The 18,248-nt window shown below is 63.6% G+C and carries 12 protein-coding genes; 11 read left to right on the plus strand and 1 reads right to left on the minus strand.

What is annotated here, in order from left to right; all coding sequences use genetic code 11:
* Window positions 1-440 precede the first annotated feature (440 nt).
* From pheS to B5F89_RS05140, 4 genes are all read left to right on the plus strand, one after another.
* The gene (gene pheS / locus B5F89_RS05125; protein ID WP_087430730.1) at window positions 441-1,517 is read left to right on the plus strand and encodes a phenylalanine--tRNA ligase subunit alpha; all 1,077 of its coding nucleotides are present in this window, start codon (window positions 441-443) and stop codon (window positions 1,515-1,517) included.
* Window positions 1,518-1,532: 15 nt separating this feature from the next.
* Window positions 1,533-3,995: a phenylalanine--tRNA ligase subunit beta gene (gene pheT / locus B5F89_RS05130; protein WP_087430731.1), complete on the plus strand. Its 2,463-nt coding sequence runs from the start codon at window positions 1,533-1,535 to the stop codon at window positions 3,993-3,995.
* Window positions 3,996-4,208: 213 nt separating this feature from the next.
* Window positions 4,209-5,051: a hypothetical protein gene (locus B5F89_RS05135; RefSeq protein WP_087430732.1), complete on the plus strand. Its 843-nt coding sequence runs from the start codon at window positions 4,209-4,211 to the stop codon at window positions 5,049-5,051.
* 144 nt (window positions 5,052-5,195) lie between these two features.
* Window positions 5,196-6,626, plus strand: coding sequence for a sodium:alanine symporter family protein (locus B5F89_RS05140; RefSeq protein ID WP_204230583.1), 1,431 nt, complete (start codon window positions 5,196-5,198; stop codon window positions 6,624-6,626).
* 70 nt (window positions 6,627-6,696) lie between these two features.
* Here B5F89_RS05140 and pyk read toward each other — a convergent pair whose 3' ends face one another.
* Window positions 6,697-8,157, minus strand: a complete 1,461-nt coding sequence (pyk, locus tag B5F89_RS05145; RefSeq protein ID WP_087430733.1) for a pyruvate kinase — start codon at window positions 8,155-8,157, stop codon at window positions 6,697-6,699.
* A 344-nt stretch (window positions 8,158-8,501) separates the two neighbouring features.
* Here pyk and B5F89_RS05150 point away from each other — a divergent pair, with 344 nt between their 5' ends.
* From B5F89_RS05150 to B5F89_RS05180, 7 genes are all read left to right on the plus strand, one after another.
* A complete protein-coding gene (locus B5F89_RS05150; protein WP_087430734.1) occupies window positions 8,502-11,186 on the plus strand; it encodes a cation-translocating P-type ATPase in 2,685 nt (894 codons plus the stop codon).
* 515 nt (window positions 11,187-11,701) lie between these two features.
* Window positions 11,702-12,778, plus strand: coding sequence for a ribosome small subunit-dependent GTPase A (gene rsgA, locus B5F89_RS05155; protein ID WP_087430735.1), 1,077 nt, complete (start codon window positions 11,702-11,704; stop codon window positions 12,776-12,778).
* Window positions 12,779-13,112: 334 nt separating this feature from the next.
* On the plus strand, window positions 13,113-13,868 hold the full coding sequence (gene cpaB, locus B5F89_RS05160) for a Flp pilus assembly protein CpaB (protein WP_087430736.1): 756 nt from the start codon (window positions 13,113-13,115) through the stop codon (window positions 13,866-13,868).
* Window positions 13,865-15,358 carry a P-loop NTPase gene (locus B5F89_RS05165; RefSeq protein WP_087430737.1) on the plus strand — a complete coding sequence of 498 codons (1,494 nt, stop codon included), beginning with the start codon at window positions 13,865-13,867 and terminating at the stop codon, window positions 15,356-15,358. Before cpaB ends, B5F89_RS05165 begins: the two co-directional genes overlap by 4 nt.
* A complete protein-coding gene (locus B5F89_RS05170) occupies window positions 15,355-16,686 on the plus strand; it encodes a CpaF family protein (protein ID WP_087430738.1) in 1,332 nt (443 codons plus the stop codon). The genes B5F89_RS05165 and B5F89_RS05170 overlap by 4 nt, the downstream gene beginning before the upstream one ends.
* Complete coding sequence (locus B5F89_RS05175) at window positions 16,659-17,609, plus strand: type II secretion system F family protein (protein ID WP_087430739.1); 951 nt, start codon at window positions 16,659-16,661, stop codon at window positions 17,607-17,609. Before B5F89_RS05170 ends, B5F89_RS05175 begins: the two co-directional genes overlap by 28 nt.
* Window positions 17,609-18,244 (plus strand): type II secretion system F family protein, encoded by a 636-nt coding sequence (locus B5F89_RS05180; protein ID WP_087430740.1) that lies wholly within the window; start codon window positions 17,609-17,611, stop codon window positions 18,242-18,244. Before B5F89_RS05175 ends, B5F89_RS05180 begins: the two co-directional genes overlap by 1 nt.
* Window positions 18,245-18,248 lie beyond the last annotated feature (4 nt).

An 18,248-nucleotide genomic window follows, 5' to 3' on the forward strand; every position in this document is an offset into this window, starting at 1 on the left:
TCCAGCCCTCCTCGAGCGCCATCAGCGCCAGCTCCACGTCCTCCCTGCTGTGCATGCGGACCTCCCGTCCGGACCGCCGCGCGGTCCAACTTTTTGTCCGCGGTCCCCTTGAGCGTAGAAAGAGCGCGTGTGCTAACATACTGACCAACGCGTTGACGGAGAGGGTTGCACCCGCCGCGTCGCCGCCAAGAGAGGGAGGGTCACCGGCTGAGAGCCCGCCTGCGGAGACAAGGATGCAGCGTTCACTCCCGAGCAGCGACTTGAACGGTTCGCGCCCCGCGCCGAGCTGAGTAGGGAAGCCGTTGCCCCACGACACGGGGCCATGAGGGGGTACGTGGGGAGACATCCCACGGCCAAACAAGGTGGTACCGCGGTAATTGAGCCGTCCTTGGGACTAATCCCAAGGACGGTTTTTTAGTGGCTCTACAGGAAGGACAGGTATGAGTCTGATTGAAGATCTGGACGCGCTCGAGGCTCGCGCGCGCGAGATGATCGACAACGCCAACGATGCCGGCAAGCTCGAGGCGGCTCGTGTGGCGCTGCTTGGCAAGAAGGGCGAGGTAACCGCCCTTATGCATATGATGGGTAAGGTGGCCCCCGAGGAGCGCCCGGTGCTCGGCAAGCGCGCCAACGAGCTGCGTCGCATGGTTGAGGGCCTGATCGAGAATCGCGGCGAAGGCATTCGCCGTGAGGCGATGGCGGCGGCGATTGCCTCTGAGGCTATTGATGTGACGCTGCCCGGCGCGCGCCCCACGCTTGGCCATCAGCACCTCATCACGCAGATTGCTCAGGAGATGGAAGACGTCTTCTGCGCCATTGGCTACACCGTTGAGGCGGGTCCCGAGGTCGAGACGAGCTGGTACAACTTCACCGCGCTCAACGCCCCCATGGATCACCCCAGCCGCTCAGCGCGCGACACGTTCTACGTGGTTGACAACGCGCCCGGCAGCGTCGTGCACCCCGAGGAGCACGCGGCGGGCGAGTCCGACGTGCTGCTGCGCACCCAGACCTCGGGTACGCAGATTCACATCATGGAGAACCAGAAGCCGCCCATCTACGCCATCGTACCGGGCACGGTGTATCGTCCCGACACCGCTGACGCCTGCCACCTGCCGCAGTTCCACCAGGTGGAGGGCCTCGTGGTGGACGAGGGCATCACCTTCGGCGACCTCAAGGGCACGCTTGATTACTTTGCCAAGGCCATGTTTGGCCCCGACCGCAAGACGCGCTACCGTCCGCACTTCTTCCCGTTCACGGAGCCCAGCTGCGAGCTCGACGTATCCTGTCACGTCTGCGGCGGCAAGGGTTGCAGCTTCTGCAAGCACTCGGGTTGGATTGAGATTCTGGGCTGCGGCATGGTCGACCCCAACGTGCTTGTGAACTGCGGCGTCGACCCCGAGCGCTACACCGGTTTTGCCTTTGGCATTGGCGTCGAGCGCGTGGCAGCGCTTCGCTACGACCTGCCGGACCTCCGTGCCCTCATGACCGGTGACATGCGCTTTTTAGCGCAGTTCTAAGAGAAGGAGATACGCATGCGCGTTTCATATACCTGGCTCCGCGATCTTATCGATGTGCCGGAGTCTCCCGACGAGCTTTCCCGCGAGTACATTCGCACCGGTACGGAGGTCGAGGCGATCGAGACGGTCGGCGATGCTTTTGAGCACGTGGTCACCGCTCAGGTCGTTTCCAAAGAGCCGCACCCCGATTCTGACCACATGTGGGTCACGAAGGTCGACGTGGGCCGTTTTAACCTCGGCGAGGACGGCGAGCCCGAGCCGCTGCAGATTGTTTGCGGCGCCCAGAACTTCGAGGCAGGCGACCATATTGTGACGGCGCTCGTGGGCGCCGAGCTCCCCGGTGGCATCAAGATCAAGAAGTCGAAGCTCCGCGGCGTCGTCTCGTGGGGCATGAACTGCTCCGCGCGCGAGCTCGGTCTCTCGGGCGATCACTCGGGTATTATGATCTTGCCCGAGGACGCGCCGGTGGGCGTGCCCTTTGCGGAGTATCACAACACCGCGGACACCGTGCTCGACTGCGAGATCACGCCGAACCGCCCCGACTGCCTCTCGATGATCGGTATGGCGGTCGAGACCTCGGCGATTTTTGACCGTGACACGCACATCGAGCTGCCGCGCATCCAGCACGAGGATGCCTCGGTGCATGTGGACGACCTCGTCGAGGTCCGCGTGGACGACCCCGAGCTCTGCAGCCGCTACACAGCGCGCGTGGTTCGCGGCGTGAAGATCGGTCCTTCGCCCGAGTGGCTCGCGAGCCGCGTTGCCGCTGCCGGTATGCGCCCCATCAACAACGTGGTGGACGTCACCAACTACGTGATGATGCTCACCGGGCAGCCCCTGCACGCCTTTGACCTCGGCAAGCTCTCCGAGCGCGAGGGCCGCCGCCATGTGGTGGTGCGCGCTGCGCACGAGGGCGAGCAGATCCAGACCCTCGACGGTGTCGAGCGGACGCTTTCTGCCGATATGTGCGTCATCACCGACGACGGCGAGCGTCCGGTGTGCCTCGCCGGCGTGATGGGCTCGCTCGATTCCGAGATTGACGAGACCACGCACGACGTGCTGCTCGAGGCGGCGTGCTTCGATTCGAGCCACATCTCGCGTACGAGCCGCAACCTCTCGCTCATCTCTGAGGCGTCCATCCGCTACGAGCGCCAGGTCGACCGCACGCGCTGCGATATGGTGTCGAGCATAGCGGCGGCGCTGTTTGAGCAGTGCTGCGGCGCAACCGTGGTATCGGGCGCCATCGACGTCTACCCGGTGCCCGCCGAGCCCGTAACGCTCACCCTGCGCCCGGCGCGCGCCTGCGCGATTGCCGGCACCGACATCCCGGCTGAGTTCATGTCCGCGCGCCTCACGCGTCTGGGCTGCACGGTCGAGACGGCCGCTGACGGCACGCTTGCCGTGACGGTTCCCACCAACCGCCCCGACCTCGAGCGTGAGATTGACCTCATCGAGGAGATCGTGCGCCTTTGGGGCATGGACCGCGTGCCCGCGACCATCCCCGCCGCCAAGAACCACATCGGCGGCCTCTCCCACGACCAGCGCCTTGTGCGCGAGGTCGGTCAGATCCTGCGTGCCTGCGGCCTCAACGAGACGCTCTCCTACGCCTTTGCCGCCCCCGGCGACCTCGAGCGTTGCGGCATGTCCGACGAGGGTCGCGGCGTGCCGGTGAAGATCATGCGCCCGCTCGTTGCCGAGCAGTCCGAGATGCGCCGCACGCTTCTGCCCGGCCTTCTCACCTCGGTTGCGTACAACGAGGCGCACGGTCACGAAAACGTGCACCTCTACGAGATCGGCACGCTCTTCCACGGCCGCGAGAATGCGAGCCTGCCCAAGGAGAACCAGAGTGTGGCAGGCGTGCTCTCTGGCACCTGGGGCGACATCTCCTGGAATCAGAAATATGCGCCGCTGCGCTTCTTCGATGGTAAGGGCATTGTCGAGGAGCTTTTGGCGCAGCTGCGCGTGGAGAAGGTCCGCTTCCGTCCGGCCGAGGGCGAGGGCTTTGGCTTCTTGCAGCCCGGCCGCGGCGCGGAGGTGCTCTCGGGCGGTACCGTGCTCGGCTGGGTGGGCGAGATTCACCCCGAGGTCCGCGCGTCTTATGACATCGCGCTGCCGGTCGTGGCGTTTGAGCTCTCGCTTGACGCGCTTCTGCGCGCCGCGCACGACCAGGGCGCCTACGCTGGCTTCTCCACCTATCCTTCGGTCGATGTGGACCTGGCCATTGTGGTCGATGAGTCGGTGACCTACGAAACGCTCGTCCAGCGCCTGACCTCCGCCGGCGGAAAGCTCCTGCGCGACGTCCGTCTCTTCGACGTCTACCGCGACGAGGAGCGCGTTGGTGCGGGCAAGAAGTCCATGGCGTTCGCACTCACCTATCGTGCCGACGACCACACGCTTACCTCCGATGAGGTGGAGCGCGTCCACGGCAAGCTCGTCACCAAGGTGTGCCGCGCCGTGGGCGGCGAGGTACGCGGCTAGCAGCTCCTGGGGGTGGGAGGTTGGTTTCTGAGAACGTCCTCGGCGCTTTGCGCCTGCGGAATGTTCTCAGAAACCAACCTCCCGCCCTGCTGCAGCCAACCGTACACCTACGCGCGCCTACATAATGAGATGTGGATAACAGACTCGTGAGTAACTTACTCGTGAGTCTGTTACGCTTTCTTTGGCTTGTCTATTACTTGTCCGGAGGCATCGATGCCCAGCTGGAACATTCATATCGCTCAAACGCAGCGGCTGTTTGAACGCGGGGGAGCGGTTGCACGCATCGTGCGCGACCGCAATGCGTTTCTCTTTGGCAGCCTCATCCCCGATATCTACGTGGGCTACATGGTGCCTGCCATCAAGGATCCCATCCCGTATCGCATCACGCACTTTGCTACGCCCGCGCACATTCCCAAGCCGCGCGAGGGGGAGTTTTGGGATACGTATGTTGCCCCCGCGGCAGAAAGAATGGGTATCACGGCGGCTGCGGCGCTCGCCGTGCCTGCCGCAGAAGAGGTGATTCCCGCAGCGTCGCTTGCCGTCGAGCAGGACTATGTGAGCCGCTCCCACTATCCGCAGCGCTACGAGGATGCCGAGCCGCCCGTTTGGCAGGCGTCGGCGGCTGATGACGACCTTTCGCCGGCAGCCATCGAGCAGTCGCTCTTTGACCTGCTCTTGGGCACGTGGTCGCATCTTTTGGCCGATAACATCTGGAACACGCGGGTAAACGAGTTCCTGGACGCCCACGGCGGAAAGCCGAGCGAGAGCTTCCGCATCAAGAAGCAGGGTGACTTCGACCTATTTGGCAAAGCGCTGCCGCTCGACCTTCTACCGCGGATGACCCCGCGTCTTGCGGCGACCGTTCGGGCGTTTCCCCAGTACGCTATCGACGAGGCCGCCGTGCTCACTACCATAGGTGTGGCGCACGAGACGGTCCGCACCAACCATGGGGACCAGAACCCGCGCTACCAGCTGCTTACGACTGACTTCTTTGAGCATGTCTTTGGCGAGAATCTCGATGAAGCGGACCGGCTTGTGGTTGAGCGACTGGGCTAGGCGGATCGGCTTGTGGTCGAGCGACTGGGCTAGACAGTCCTATCCGTTCGCGCGTTCCAGCCTCCGTTATAAGAAGGAAACAGAGGTAGCGTAAACTAGTGCGCTCAAGTGACGCCGTTTTAGTGACGCCCAAGAGAGGTACCCATGTTCGACATCATGTCTTTGCTGGCCGCGCTGAACACCAACGTGCTGTGGGGCATCCCCATGGTCGTGCTGATGATCGGGACGGGCGTGTTTTTGCTCGTCGTTACGCGCGGCGTTGTCTTTTCGCGCTTCAACGTGGTGATGCGCTACACCACCAAGACGCTTTTCCAGCGCCAAGACAAGTCTGAGGCGGGGGAGGGCACCATCTCGCCCTTCCAGGCGGTGTGCACCGCGCTTGCGGCCACGCTCGGCACCGGCAACATTGTGGGCGTGGCGCTCGCGGTGGCAACGGGCGGCCCGGGCTCTATCTTTTGGCTGTGGCTCTCCGCGCTGGCGGGCATGGTCATCAAGTTCTGTGAGGTCACGCTTTCGGTCGCCTACCGCACGCGCAACGAGCGCGGCGAGATTGTGGGCGGTCCCATGTACTACATCTCCCGCGGTTTGGGTCTCAAGTGGCTCGCGGTCCTCTTTGCCGTCTTCGGTTTTCTGGCGTCCTTTGGCATCGGGGCGAGCGTGCAGGCAAACTCGCTCGCCAGCAGCGTTAACGCGACCTTTGGGGTTCCCTTCGCCGTGATCGGCGCCGTTGTGGCGTTGCTTGCGGGTCTGGTGCTTATCGGCGGCATCAAGCGCATCGCGCAGATCACTGAGGTGCTCGTGCCCTTTGCCGCCATCTTCTACCTCGTTTGCGCCGCCGTGGTACTCATCTGCAACGCCGCGGAGATTCCCGCTGCCATCGCGGTGATCTTCCGCGATGCGTTCACCGGCACGGCGGCCACGGGCGGCTTTCTGGGCGCGACGGTCATGTACGCGTGCCGCGTCGGCATGTCGCGCGGCGTCTTCACGCATGAGGCGGGCATGGGCTCCGCGCCCATCGCGCACGCCTCCGCCGACACCGACCACCCCGCTCGCCAGGGTCTGTGGGGTACCTTCGAGGTGTTCTTCGACAGCATCGTCATGTGCACCATCACCGGGCTGGTGATCATCACCTCGGGGTTGTGGTGCGCCGACCCCATGATGACCGAGGGAGCCATGAGCTCCGCCGCCTTTGAGCAGAGCATCCCCGGCGGCCAGTACGTGGTGACGGTCGGGCTCATGCTTTTTGCCTTCGCCACGTTGATTGCGTGGTACTACTACGGCGAGAAGTGCGTCGAGTACCTCTTTGGCGCGCGTCGCGGCGGGCGCGTGGCGATTCGCCTCTACCAGGTGGCGTACGTGGCGATGGTGTTTGCCGGCTGCGTGGCTAACCTCGATACGGTCTGGGAGCTCGCCGACTTCTTCAACGGCCTCATGGCGATCCCCAACCTCGTCGCCCTCATCGCGCTCGCCCCGGTGATTCGGCGGCTCTCGCAGGACTTCTTCCGCGACCCCGACCGCCGGCGTCCGCGTGACACCGACTACCGTGACCTTCTGACCTTCCGCGACGGCGAGTAACTAAAAAAGGCGCCTGGCACAGAGCCAGGCGCCTTTTGCATTAGGGGATGCGTTGCCGCGCAGCTGCGAGCTAGTGCACCTGAACAACGTAGGCCACGTTGGTGGAGGTCACCTTGTCGGCCAGAGCGATGGAGGTCTTGGGATCACCGACCGTCACGACGGCGAGGTCGTTCTTATCGACGTAGCCGTGCTCCTTGGCGGAGGCAATCGCCTTCTGCACGGTCTCGTCGACGGTGCCCTGGGTGATGGCGGCGTAGCGCGGCTCGACGCCCCAGTACATGATCATCTTCTGCACGGCCCACTTGTGACGCGAGAAAGCGACAACCGGGGTCTTGGGGTGGAAGTGCGAGATCAGACGCGCGGAGCGGCCGGTGGTCGTCGGGACGATGATGGCCTTGGCGTCGATGGTGGTGGCCATGTTAACGGCGGAGAGACCCACGACGTTGTTGATTACGCGGGTGCCGTGGCTGCCAGCCGGAACCTGGAGCGGACCGTGGTCGGCGATGTGCTGCTCGGTCTCGTGGGCGATAGAGGCCTGCATGCGGACGGCCTCGACCGGGTACTTGCCGGCAGCGGTCTCACCAGAGAGCATGACAGCGTCGGTGCCGTCATAGATGGCGTTCGCCACGTCGGCAACCTCGGCGCGGGTCGGGCGCGGGTTGCGGATCATGGAGTCGAGCATCTGGGTCGCGGTGATGACGGGCTTGTAGGCCGCGTTGCACTTGGCGATGATGGTCTTCTGGATGTGCGGCACGAGCTCGGGCTGAATCTCGATGCCGAGGTCGCCGCGGGCAACCATAACGCCGTTGGAGGCCTTCAGGATGTCGTCGAAGTTCTTGACGCCAAGAGCGCACTCGATCTTCGGGAAGATGCCAACGTGCTCGCCGCCGTTCTCGTCGCAGAGCTTGCGGATCTCGCGCACCGCGTCGCCGTCGCGCACGAAGGAGGCCGCGATGTAGTCGATGCCCTCCTTAAGACCGAAGAGGATGTCCTCACGGTCGCGCTCGGTGATGGCGGGAAGACCCGTCTCAACGTTGGGGACGTTGATGCCCTTGCGCTCGCCAATCTCGCCGCCGTTCTCAACGGTGCAGTGGATGTCCTGGCCGTGGATGGCGTTGACCACAAGACCAATGAGGCCGTCGTCAATCAGGATCTTGGAGCCGGGGCGGACCTCACGGGGGAGGTTGACGTAGTCAAGGGAGATGTGGCTGGCGTTGCCGAGGTTCTCCTCGGTGGTCGGCTCAGCCGTGACGATAATCTTGTCGCCGGCCTTGACGGTGACCTTCTGATGATCCTCGAGCAGGCCCGTGCGAATCTCGGGGCCCTTGGTGTCGAGAAGGATGCCCACGGGCGTGTCGAGCTCCTCGGCAATGCGCTTGACGCGCTCGATGCGGCCGTGGTGCTCCTCGTAGGAACCATGGGAGAAGTTGAAGCGGGCGACGTTCATACCCGCCTTGATCATCTCGCGGAGTGTCTCGTCGTTGTCGCAGGCGGGACCCATCGTGCACACGATCTTGGTGTGTTTGTACATCAGTCCTCCAGAGTCTTTTCTTATTCCTTGTAACGTCATGCGCATTATAGAAGGACTAGCAAGACCGAATAGCGAAAAATAGATGCCGCACACCGATTTCTAATAGATTTTTTACAAGATAAGGTGGCAATAGCTTCAAATAGTCCGAGCAAGGACGTCCTCGGCAATTAACCTCTTATAAACCAGATAAGGGCGCTCACGAACGCTTCATTTTACGCTAAGATAGAGCGCATTGTCAGCTGCTGCCCGGATCGGCGGCTTTGACGAGCCCTTGCCCCACTCCCGGGGAATTACGATCGGGCGTCAACCTGCAGGGCGGCTTGATGCTCCCGGGAGGGAAACGTATGCAAAAAGAATACTTGGCTTCGGCCGAGGAGGTGCTTGAGGAGCAATCCACAAGCGCTGATGCGGGCCTTGCTGCCAATGTGGCGGCGAGCCGCCTGGCGGCGGTAGGCCCCAACAAGCTCGACGAGGAGGAGAAGACGCCGCTGTGGAAGCGCTTCTTTGAGCAGATGGCCGACCCCATGGTCATCATGCTCATCTGCGCCGCGGCCATCTCCGCCATCACGGGCACCATTCAGGGTGAGCCCGAGTGGGCCGACGTCATCATCATCATGGCGGTCGTCATCATCAACTCCGTGCTCGGCGTGGTCCAGGAGGCCAAGAGCGAGCAGGCCCTCGAGGCCCTGCAGCAGATGAGCGCCGCGCAGTCCAAGGTCATGCGCGACGGCAAGCTCATCCATCTGCCGTCCGCCGAGCTCGTGCCCGGCGACATTGTGCTGCTCGAGGCCGGCGACTCGGTACCTGCCGACTGCCGCGTGCTCGAGAGCGCCTCTATGAAGATCGAGGAGGCCGCGCTCACCGGCGAGTCCGTGCCGGTTGAGAAGCACGTTGAGGCCATCGCCCTTGCCGACGGTGTCGACGACGTGCCGCTGGGCGACCGCAAGAACATGTGCTACATGGGCTCCACTGTGGTCTACGGCCGTGGCCGCGCCGTGGTTGTTGCCACCGGTATGAAGACCGAGATGGGCAAGATCGCCAACGCGCTCACCACCGCTAAGAAGGAGCTCACGCCGCTCCAGATCAAGCTGAACGAGCTCTCGGGCATCCTCACCAAGCTCGTGCTCGGCATCTGCGTGGTCATTTTTGCCGTCGACCTCATCCGCCACGGCGGTGAGCTCGGAAGCAACCCCGAGATGATCCTCGACACCTTTATGGTCGCCGTGTCGCTCGCCGTTGCCGCCATCCCCGAGGGCCTCGTGGCCGTCGTGACCATCGTGCTTTCGATGGGCGTCACCAAGATGGCGCGCCGTCAAGCGATCATCCGCAAGATGACCGCGGTCGAGACGCTCGGCTGCACCACCGTGATCTGCTCGGACAAGACGGGTACGCTCACGCAGAACAAGATGACCGTTGTGAAGCACGAGCTCGCTGCGCCTGAGGAGAAGTTCCTCGCCGGTATGGCGCTCTGCTCCGACGCAAAGTGGGACGAGGAGAAGGGCGAGGCCCAGGGCGAGCCCACCGAGTGCGCGCTTGTGAACGACGCCGCCAAGGCCGGCATGCAGGGGCTCGACGTTGAGCACCCGCGTGTGGGCGAGGCGCCGTTTGACTCCGGCCGCAAGATGATGTCTGTGGTGGTCGAGGAGGCCGACGGCACCTTTGAGCAGTACACCAAGGGTGCGCCCGACGTCGTGATCGACCTCTGCACGCACATCTACGACGGCGACCAGATCGTGCCGCTCACGCCCGAGCGCAAGGCAGAGCTGCTTGCCGCCAACAAGGACATGGCCAACGAGGCCCTGCGCGTGCTCGCGCTCGCAAGCCGCACGCACGACGCGGTGCCTGCCGACTGCTCGCCCGAGGCACTCGAGCACGACCTCGTGTTCTGTGGCCTCTCCGGCATGATCGACCCCGAGCGTCCCGAGGTGGCCCCCGCCATCTCCGAGGCCCGCGAGGCCGGTATCCGTCCGGTTATGATCACGGGCGACCACATCGATACCGCCGTGGCCATCGCCAAGAACCTCGGCATCCTCGAGGGCGATGGCGCAGGCCACGCCATCACGGGCGCTGAGCTCGACAAGATCTCGGACGAGGACTTCCACGAGAAGGTTACCGAGTACAGCGTCTACGCGCGTGTCCAGCCCGAGCACAAGGCCCGCATCGTCGATGCCTGGAAGAGCCGCGGCAACATTGTCGCCATGACCGGCGACGGCGTGAACGACGCTCCGTCCATCAAGCGCGCTGACATTGGCGTGGGCATGGGCATCACCGGTACCGACGTCACCAAGAACGTGGCCGACATGGTGCTTGCCGACGACAACTTCGCCACCATCGTGAGCGCGGTCGAAGAGGGTCGTCGTATCTACGACAACATCCGTAAGGTCATCCAGTTCCTGCTTTCCGCCAACATCGCCGAGGTGCTCTCGGTCTTTGTGGCCACGCTCGTGGGCTTCACCATCTTCCAGCCCGTGCAGCTGCTTTGGATCAACCTCGTGACCGACTGCTTCCCTGCGCTCGCGCTCGGTATGGAAGGTGCCGAGGGCGACATCATGAAGCGCAAGCCGCGTAACGCCAAGGACGGCGTCTTTGCCGGCGGCATGGGCCTCGACATCGTGGTCCAGGGTGTGATCATCACCGCGCTCGTGCTCGCCAGCTTCTTTGTGGGTGTGTACTTTGACATGGGTTACATCAACATTGCCGACATGATTGCCGGTACGGCCGACGAAGAGGGCGTGACCATGGCGTTCATCACGCTGTCCATGGTCGAGATCTTCCACTGCTTCAACATGCGCAGCCGCCGTCAGTCGCTCTTCAGCATGAAGAAGCAGAACATGTGGCTCTGGGGTGCCGCGGTGCTCGCGCTCATCCTGACGGTTGTTGTGGTTGAGGTGCCGTTCCTGGCCGAGATGTTTGGCTTCATGGAGCTGCCGCCGGTGGCGCTTGCCTCCGCGCTTGGCCTCGCGTTCCTCATCATCCCGCTTATGGAGATCTACAAGGCCATCATGCGTGCGGTGGAGAAGGACGCGTAAGCGCACGTACGCATCTGCCTCGTTGGGCCGGGTGCAATCCCTTCGGGTGTGGTCCTCGCCGCTTTGCGGCTGCGGGAAACACCCTCCGGGATTGCACCCGGCCCTTTTGCGTATGGTTTGAACACAAGGTACGTCACGCACTCTGACGTTGTAGGGCCAGTTCATCTGTCGACTATGTTCGACAGATGAATAGTCTTGTTGAGCACCTCGATGCCAGCGGGCGGGCACACGAGGAAGTTGCACAGTACACCGCGCGCGAAACGGGACATATCGCTCCCTTGATTGATTCACCTTACCGATAAGGGGGCAGGGTCCTGAGGGTGCTTCCGGTTTGCGCACATTCCCCTAAGCTGCTGCGCTAAGATGGTGCGCGAGTACGTAGAGAAAGGCGGCGCATGGCGAAGAAGACGCGCGGCAAAAGACAGGTGAAGCGAAGCGCTGCACGAGCGACAAAGCCTCGTGCCGCTGGGGGAGCTCGCGATGGGTTAGGGGTTGTCGAAGGGTCGACCCACGAGATGCCCCCGCTGCCTGCGGCCGATGCGCTTGCTGACGCGCCGACCTTCACGGATCTGTGCCTTGATGACGCCCAGCGCCGTGCGTTTGATGCGTTCTGCGCCGAGGCCGAGGCGCCCGATGAGATGCATATTGGCTTCGTGATTCGCCTTGACCGCGGATTTCCCTTGGTCGCCTGCGAGGGTACGATGTTTCGTGCCGAGCACGCGGTGAGCTTTGCCAAGCGGAACCGCGAGAAGGACGATATGGCTCTGCCCGCCGTGGGCGACGCCGTTGCCGTGCGCCTGGCGCCCGGGCATGATAGGGGGGTTATTGAGCGCGTGCTCCCGCGTCGCTCTACCTTTGAGCGCTGGCGCGGCAAGAACCGCGGCGAGCGTCAGGTCCTCTGCGCCAACGTCGACCGGGTGCTCATCGTTGCGGCGCTTGGTGCAGGCGAGGTGCTGCTCGACCGCATCGCTCGCTCCCTTGTGCTTGCGGCGGATTGCGGCGCTGCGGCGAGTGTGGTGCTCACCAAGGCGGACCGCTGCACGCCTGAGGAGCTTGCCGAGGAGGTCGCACGCGTGCGGCGTCTTGTGGGCGAGCACGTGGATGTGGTTGTGACCTCTTCGCTTGCGGGCGAGGGGCTTGACCCTGTGCGTGCCTGCGTGCCCGAGGGCACGGTCGCCATGATCTTGGGCGAGTCCGGGGCCGGCAAATCTACCCTTCTGAATGCGCTTCTTGGTCATGAGGCGCTTGAGACGAGCGCGGTGCGTGCGCGCGACGATGCGGGACGTCACACCACGGTTGCCCGGGTGATGGTGAAGCTTCCCGACGCGGGCGTGATTGCAGACGCCCCGGGTTTGAGGAGCTTGCCGCTCGTGGGGCACGAGCGGGGACTCGCTCGCGTGTTTCCCGAGGTGGTTGAGGCGGCGCACGGCTGCCGCTTCAACGATTGCACCCATACGCACGAACCTGGCTGCGCGGTGCGTGAGGCTGTTGAAACGGGCGAGATAGACGAGGTGCGACTCGAGGCATGTCTTGCCCTCGCGCGGGAGATGCGCGTGAGTGCGCAGAGCCTCGACCCCGATGTGAAGCTCTAAGCGGCACGCGCGGCCCGCTACTTTTCCACCGGTGTCAGAAACCGATCAGATTGCCCTCCGCCACGCGGTGCGGAGGGCTTTTTTCTGCCGAATGGAGCGTTTTGGGTCCATTTTGCCTTACTTTGGAACGCTTCAAGTGCGCGCTGCAAACAAACAAACCATTGAAGCCGACTTGCATGCTGTTATCTAACAGGCTGGTCAGAAACGTGTACAGCGATTGGTAAGAACGCGTCGGACTTTCTCAGATTGATCCGGGCGCTCCTCGACGCCTCTCAGAGAATGTGTCCCAAGGGGAGCCGATGGGCTTTGGGCCGAGAGATGAGAGGTGCAACGCATGAAACGGACTACAAGATTGATGCTGAGCGTTGCCTCGGGCATTCTGGCCGCGGGACTTGCCCTTTGGTACGGCTCCTCGGTGCGTGCGGAGGCGGACCAGGCGCGCCAAGAAGTGCTTGCCGCGTACGGCGGCGAACTGGTGAGCGTCTGCGTTGCCTCGCGCGATGTGGATGCCGGCGAGGTCTTGAGCGAGGCGAATGTCCAAGTCGAGGAATGGGTGGCGAGCCTGCTTCCCGATGAAGCGGAGACATCGCTCGAGGACCTCGTCGGCCAGCGCGCCACTTCTTCCATTCCCGCCAGCGCGGTCATTTGCCCGACCTATCTTGAGCAGCACGACGGGGCTATCGAGGTGCCTGCGGGAAAGGTTGCCGTTTCTGTTGCGGTGGACGAGGAGCATGCCGTGGGCGGCGCCATCGCACCGAACGATCAGGTGGACGTGTATGTGTCGAGCAATGGCGTGGCTGACCGTCTTTGCAGTGCGAGCGTAATAGATACGAGCGCGCATGGTCAGGAGTCTGAGTCCTCGTCCATCACCTGGGCGACTCTGGCAATCGACCCCGAACGGGTGAGCGAGGTCCTGGCCGCTACGGCAAAAGGGGCGGTAAGCCTCACCATGCCCGAGGCGGCAAGTGACGAGACGGCATCTGATGGTGATACTCACGAAGCCAGCGACAAAGATGCCGACGACAAAGATGCCGGGGAGCAAACGACTTCCGATTCTTCCGGTAACGAGAACGGCGAGGAGGCTGCATGATGGGGAACGTTTGGCTTGCATGCTGCGCCTGCGATAGGTATCCGGAGCTACAGCGTGAGATTGAGCTGCGCGATCCTCGAGCGAAGATTCTGCGCGTAGGGGACGGCGAATCGTTGCTGCGCGTGATCGAGGCGTTTGCCCGCTCGGGGGAGCGGACGCCGGTGATGATCGGGCGGGAGACGGACGCCGAGGGGGCCCTTCTGGATTTGGTCGAGGGTCTTTGCCAGAGCGGTGCCGCTGCCCAGATTGTTGTTATGGCAGAGCGGGCAGATGCCGCACTTGCAGCGCGCCTATTCAATGCCGGGGCAAATGAGGTCATCGCGGGACAGGGCAAGGTCCCGACCGATAGGGAAAGAGAGGCCGGTGCGGAGACGGGGCACATGGCCGCGATACGGGATGGGGACAAAGGCCGCGATGACGCTGCTTCTGGGGCGCCGCATGATACCGGTAGGCTGACCCGCGTTGTCGAGGGAGCCATCCATGGCGGCGCCCCTGAGGAGCATCTGTCCCATGCAAACTACGCTGATGACCTCGATGAGCCCGATGCATTCTCATCTGCTGGGAACGATGCTTCCGCATTGCCTTCCGTAAGGGATGTGGCGCCGACGCCCTTGGCACGAAGTGCGACACCGCGCTCCCGCCCCGTTCGAAATGAGCGAGGTGGAGCCCCTCTCATCACCCTCATATCTGGCCGCGGTGGTTGCGGAAAGACGACGGTCGCTGCAGCGCTCGCCTTGCGTTCCGCAGAGGTGGGCCTGCGCTGCGCCCTGCTCGACCTGGACCTTATGTTTGGGAATCTGTATGCAATCTTGGGCATCGAGGAGCCGAGTGACGCGTTTGCACTCGAGCGTCCGGCACGGGCGGGGGCGCTTGGTGAGGAGGATATCGTGCGCGCGTCCATGCGTGTCGCACCGGGGCTCACGCTGTGGGGACCGGTGCGGGCTCCTGAGCATGCGGAGCTCATGGCGCCCGCGGTGGAGCAGCTAATTGAGGTCATGCGTGGCGAGGCGGACCTCATCGTAGCGGACACCTCTCTGTATTGGAGCGATTCGGTTGCCGCCGCAGTCGCTTCTTGCGACCGCTGCCTTGTGGTGGGGGATGCCGGCGTGGGGTCCATCTCCTCTGCGGAGCGCGCGATCGATTTCGCCGGAAGGCTCGGTGTTTCCCGTACCAAGATGGCGAGCGTCTTCAACCGCTTGTCGCCGCACGGTGGCGAGGACGCTGCTACGCGCTTTGAGTTCACGACAGCCCTCGGCTGCAAGGGGCGTATCGCTGACGGCGGCGAGGAGCTCACAGGGCTCGCATCCATCGGGCATTTCTCCGACGCCTTTACGCATGCTGGCCCGTTCCGCTCAAGCGCCTGCACGTTTACAGACCAGCTGTTGAGGGAGCTCGGGTTCAGCATAACAAGTCAAGAAGTTCCGTCTGCGGATGCGCACGAGAGGCCCCGCATTCGGCTTCCGTGGCACCGTGGGGGTGACGCAAGATGAGCGTGATGGAGCGCGTGCGGCGCGCTACCGCAGAGACTTCCGTTCACGCGTCTCCCGTGCTCAGCCGCCGGCAGGGTATGGTGCGCACAGTGAAGCGTCATGCCATGGAGCGCGTTGGCTACGACGAGATGACGCGCCTGGTTGCCGATGAGGACGTGGACCATGCGCGGAGCGAGTTGCGCCCCGCGGTGGAAGCGGTGGTGAATGCCCAGGATATGCTCGAGCTTGACCCGGCAACGCGTGAGGAGATGGTCGACGGCATCCTCGATGACATCGTGGGACTCGGCCCCCTGCAGCCGCTCATAGAGGACGACTCGGTGACCGAGATCATGGTGAACGGCTGCCATTCGTCGTTCTTTGAGCGCGGGGGAACGCTCCATCCCATGGAGAACTTTTTTGAGAACGACGAGCAGATCCGCATCCTCATCGATCGCATCATCGCGCCGCTCGGACGCCGCATCGATGAGCGAAGCCCGCTCGTAAACGCCCGCCTCAAGAACGGTTACCGCGTCAACGCGGTGATCCCGCCCATCGCCATAGACGGGCCGGCGCTTACCATACGCAAGTTCTCGGACCGCATCACGTCTCTTCGCGAGCTTGTGGAGTTGGGGTCCCTTCCTGAGTGGTATGCGTGCCTACTCTCGTGCGCCGTGGCGCTGAGACAGGATCTGGCAGTTGTGGGAGGCACAGGTTCGGGGAAGACGACGCTTCTGAACGCGCTTTCCACGGAGATCCCCATGGGCGAGCGCATCGTGACGATAGAGGATTCCGCCGAGCTCAAGTTCGCGCGTCATCCCCATGTGGTGCGCTTAGAGGCTCGCGAGGCGTCCATCGAGGGAGAGGGTGCCGTCACCATACGCGATTTGGTGGCAAACTCCCTGCGTATGCGGCCTGACCGCATCGTGGTGGGCGAGGTCCGTGGCGGCGAGGCCATCGACATGCTGAGCGCTATGCAGACCGGACACGACGGTTCCCTCACGACGCTTCATGCGGGAAGCGAGGAGGAGGCGGTGGTGCGTCTCACCCTTCTTGCCCGCTACGGGATCAACCTGCCCTCGGAGCTTATCGAGGATCAGATCGCCCTCGCGCTCGACGGCATCGTCATGTCCGAGCGGCGCCCCGATGGCAGGCGGTTTGTGTCGAGCTATTCGGGCGTGTCGCGTGCCGCGGGAGGCGGGGTCAAGCTCGAGCGGTATGTGACGTTCGACCGCGCGAGCGCCTCGTGGACGCTCGAGAAAGAGCCACCGTTTATCGCCGCTGCCCTAGATGCAGGAGCGCTTACCGAGAAGGAGGTGGAGCAATGGAGGCAATCTTGCCCTGCTTCATAGCGCTGTCTGCGAGTTTTGGCGCATGGCATGCCGCCGTGCTGATGGATGCCGCCGACGCCATGAGAAGGGATTGGCGCGCTGCGGTTGCCAGAGGAAAGATGGCCGCTCGCATCGCTGTTCGTCGGCTGGGTGCTGCCCTTCCGGTCCCCGCGCTGTGGGCGACGACGGTGGACGGCTGCGCCGACGAGCTTCTCCGTGTGCTTGGTCGCGACGCGGAAGGCGCGGTTGCGGATCGCGCGTTTGCCCGCGGAGCGCTTGAGGCAAGCGTTTGCGCGGGAGCTCTCGCCGGTGCAGTTATCTCACTATCCCCCTTGGGAATTCCTGTGGGCGCGGCGCTCCCGCTCGGGTGGTGCGCCGCCCGCGCAGCGCGACGGGAGCGCGAGCGGCGCCAGGCGCTGGAGAGCGCCATGCCTGAGGCGTTTCAGGCGCTGGCGATCTCGCTGGGGTCGGGGCACTCTCTGGCACAGGCCTTGCGCTTTGTGGGCAACCATGCACAAGAGCCCGTTCGCTCTGAGTTTCTGCAGGCGTCGCTCGAGATATCCTGCGGCCTTTCTGCCACAGATGCCCTCAACGGCCTTCTCGAGCGCCTGCCGGCACCGGGGATGGACCTTGTCTCGAGTGCACTCGTTGTTTCCCAGCGCACGGGAGCGCCGCTTAAGGACCTTCTCGCGAATGCGGCATCGATGGTGGGAGAGCGCATAGAGCTCGCTCGGCGACTCGAGGTCAAGACCGCGCAGGCGAGGTTGTCCGCGCGCCTCGTCGGTGTCATGCCTGTGGCGATGATGGCGGCGCTTACCCTGCTCTCGTCGGATTATCGTGCGGGCGCGGCATCGCCCGGAGGGGCCCTTGCTATAGCCGTGGCCATGGCGCTTGACGTGTGCGCCTGGCTTCTCATCAGGCGAATCATGGAGGTGAGGGTGTGATGGTCGATTCGACTGTCCTTTTAGCGGCAACGGGCACCTCTGCTGCGGTCTCGGTCGCCTTCGCGACATCCTGGCCCCTTGCCGACCGGCTGTGGCTGATAGAGCACCTCAAGCAGGCCCGCGCTTCTTTAATAGAGCGGGCACGCATCCTCGAGAGATCAGTTCGTGAACGCAGGCAGCGGGCGACGCCGGTGACCACGCTTTCCGAGGCTTCGGGGATGATCGATGTCGTCAACCTCGGCCTGTCCGCGGGACTGTCGTTTGACGCATCTCTCGAGCTCTATTGCGCATCGCACGACTCCCTTTTAGCAGCTGCGCTCGAGGAGGCACTGCTTTCCTGGCGCATAGGGGCCGGTACCCGAGAGGAGGAGCTCACGCGCGTTGCTCGCCGCTGTCGGCTCAAGGTGCTTGAAACCTTTGCCATCGCAGTCTCCGAGGCGTTGCTCTTGGGGGCTCCCTTGACCGAGACGCTCTCCGCCCAAAGCCGGGAAATCAGATCGGCGCATCGCGCCGAGGTGGAGCGCCAGATAGAGCGTGCACCGGTAAAGCTTCTCATACCCACCGGCACGCTCATTCTCCCGGCGCTGTTGCTGTCTATATTGGGCCCGTTCGCTGCGGCGAGCGGCATGTGGTAAGGAG

It is taken from the genome of Collinsella sp. An307 (assembly GCF_002161805.1).
GTDB lineage: Bacteria > Actinomycetota > Coriobacteriia > Coriobacteriales > Coriobacteriaceae > Coprousia.

Bases quoted from the DNA above. Each gene is read 5' to 3' on its own strand.
- pheS (WP_087430730.1), top strand. From the start codon at position 441: ATGAGTCTGATTGAAGATCTGGACGCGCTCGAGGCTCGCGCGCGCGAG.
- pheT (WP_087430731.1), top strand. From the start codon at position 1,533: ATGCGCGTTTCATATACCTGGCTCCGCGATCTTATCGATGTGCCGGAG.
- B5F89_RS05135 (WP_087430732.1), top strand. From the start codon at position 4,209: ATGCCCAGCTGGAACATTCATATCGCTCAAACGCAGCGGCTGTTTGAA.
- B5F89_RS05140 (WP_204230583.1), top strand. From the start codon at position 5,196: ATGTTCGACATCATGTCTTTGCTGGCCGCGCTGAACACCAACGTGCTG.
- pyk (WP_087430733.1), bottom strand. From the start codon at position 8,157: ATGTACAAACACACCAAGATCGTGTGCACGATGGGTCCCGCCTGCGAC.
- B5F89_RS05150 (WP_087430734.1), top strand. From the start codon at position 8,502: ATGCAAAAAGAATACTTGGCTTCGGCCGAGGAGGTGCTTGAGGAGCAA.
- rsgA (WP_087430735.1), top strand. From the start codon at position 11,702: ATGCCCCCGCTGCCTGCGGCCGATGCGCTTGCTGACGCGCCGACCTTC.
- cpaB (WP_087430736.1), top strand. From the start codon at position 13,113: ATGAAACGGACTACAAGATTGATGCTGAGCGTTGCCTCGGGCATTCTG.
- B5F89_RS05165 (WP_087430737.1), top strand. From the start codon at position 13,865: ATGATGGGGAACGTTTGGCTTGCATGCTGCGCCTGCGATAGGTATCCG.
- B5F89_RS05170 (WP_087430738.1), top strand. From the start codon at position 15,355: ATGAGCGTGATGGAGCGCGTGCGGCGCGCTACCGCAGAGACTTCCGTT.
- B5F89_RS05175 (WP_087430739.1), top strand. From the start codon at position 16,659: ATGGAGGCAATCTTGCCCTGCTTCATAGCGCTGTCTGCGAGTTTTGGC.
- B5F89_RS05180 (WP_087430740.1), top strand. From the start codon at position 17,609: ATGGTCGATTCGACTGTCCTTTTAGCGGCAACGGGCACCTCTGCTGCG.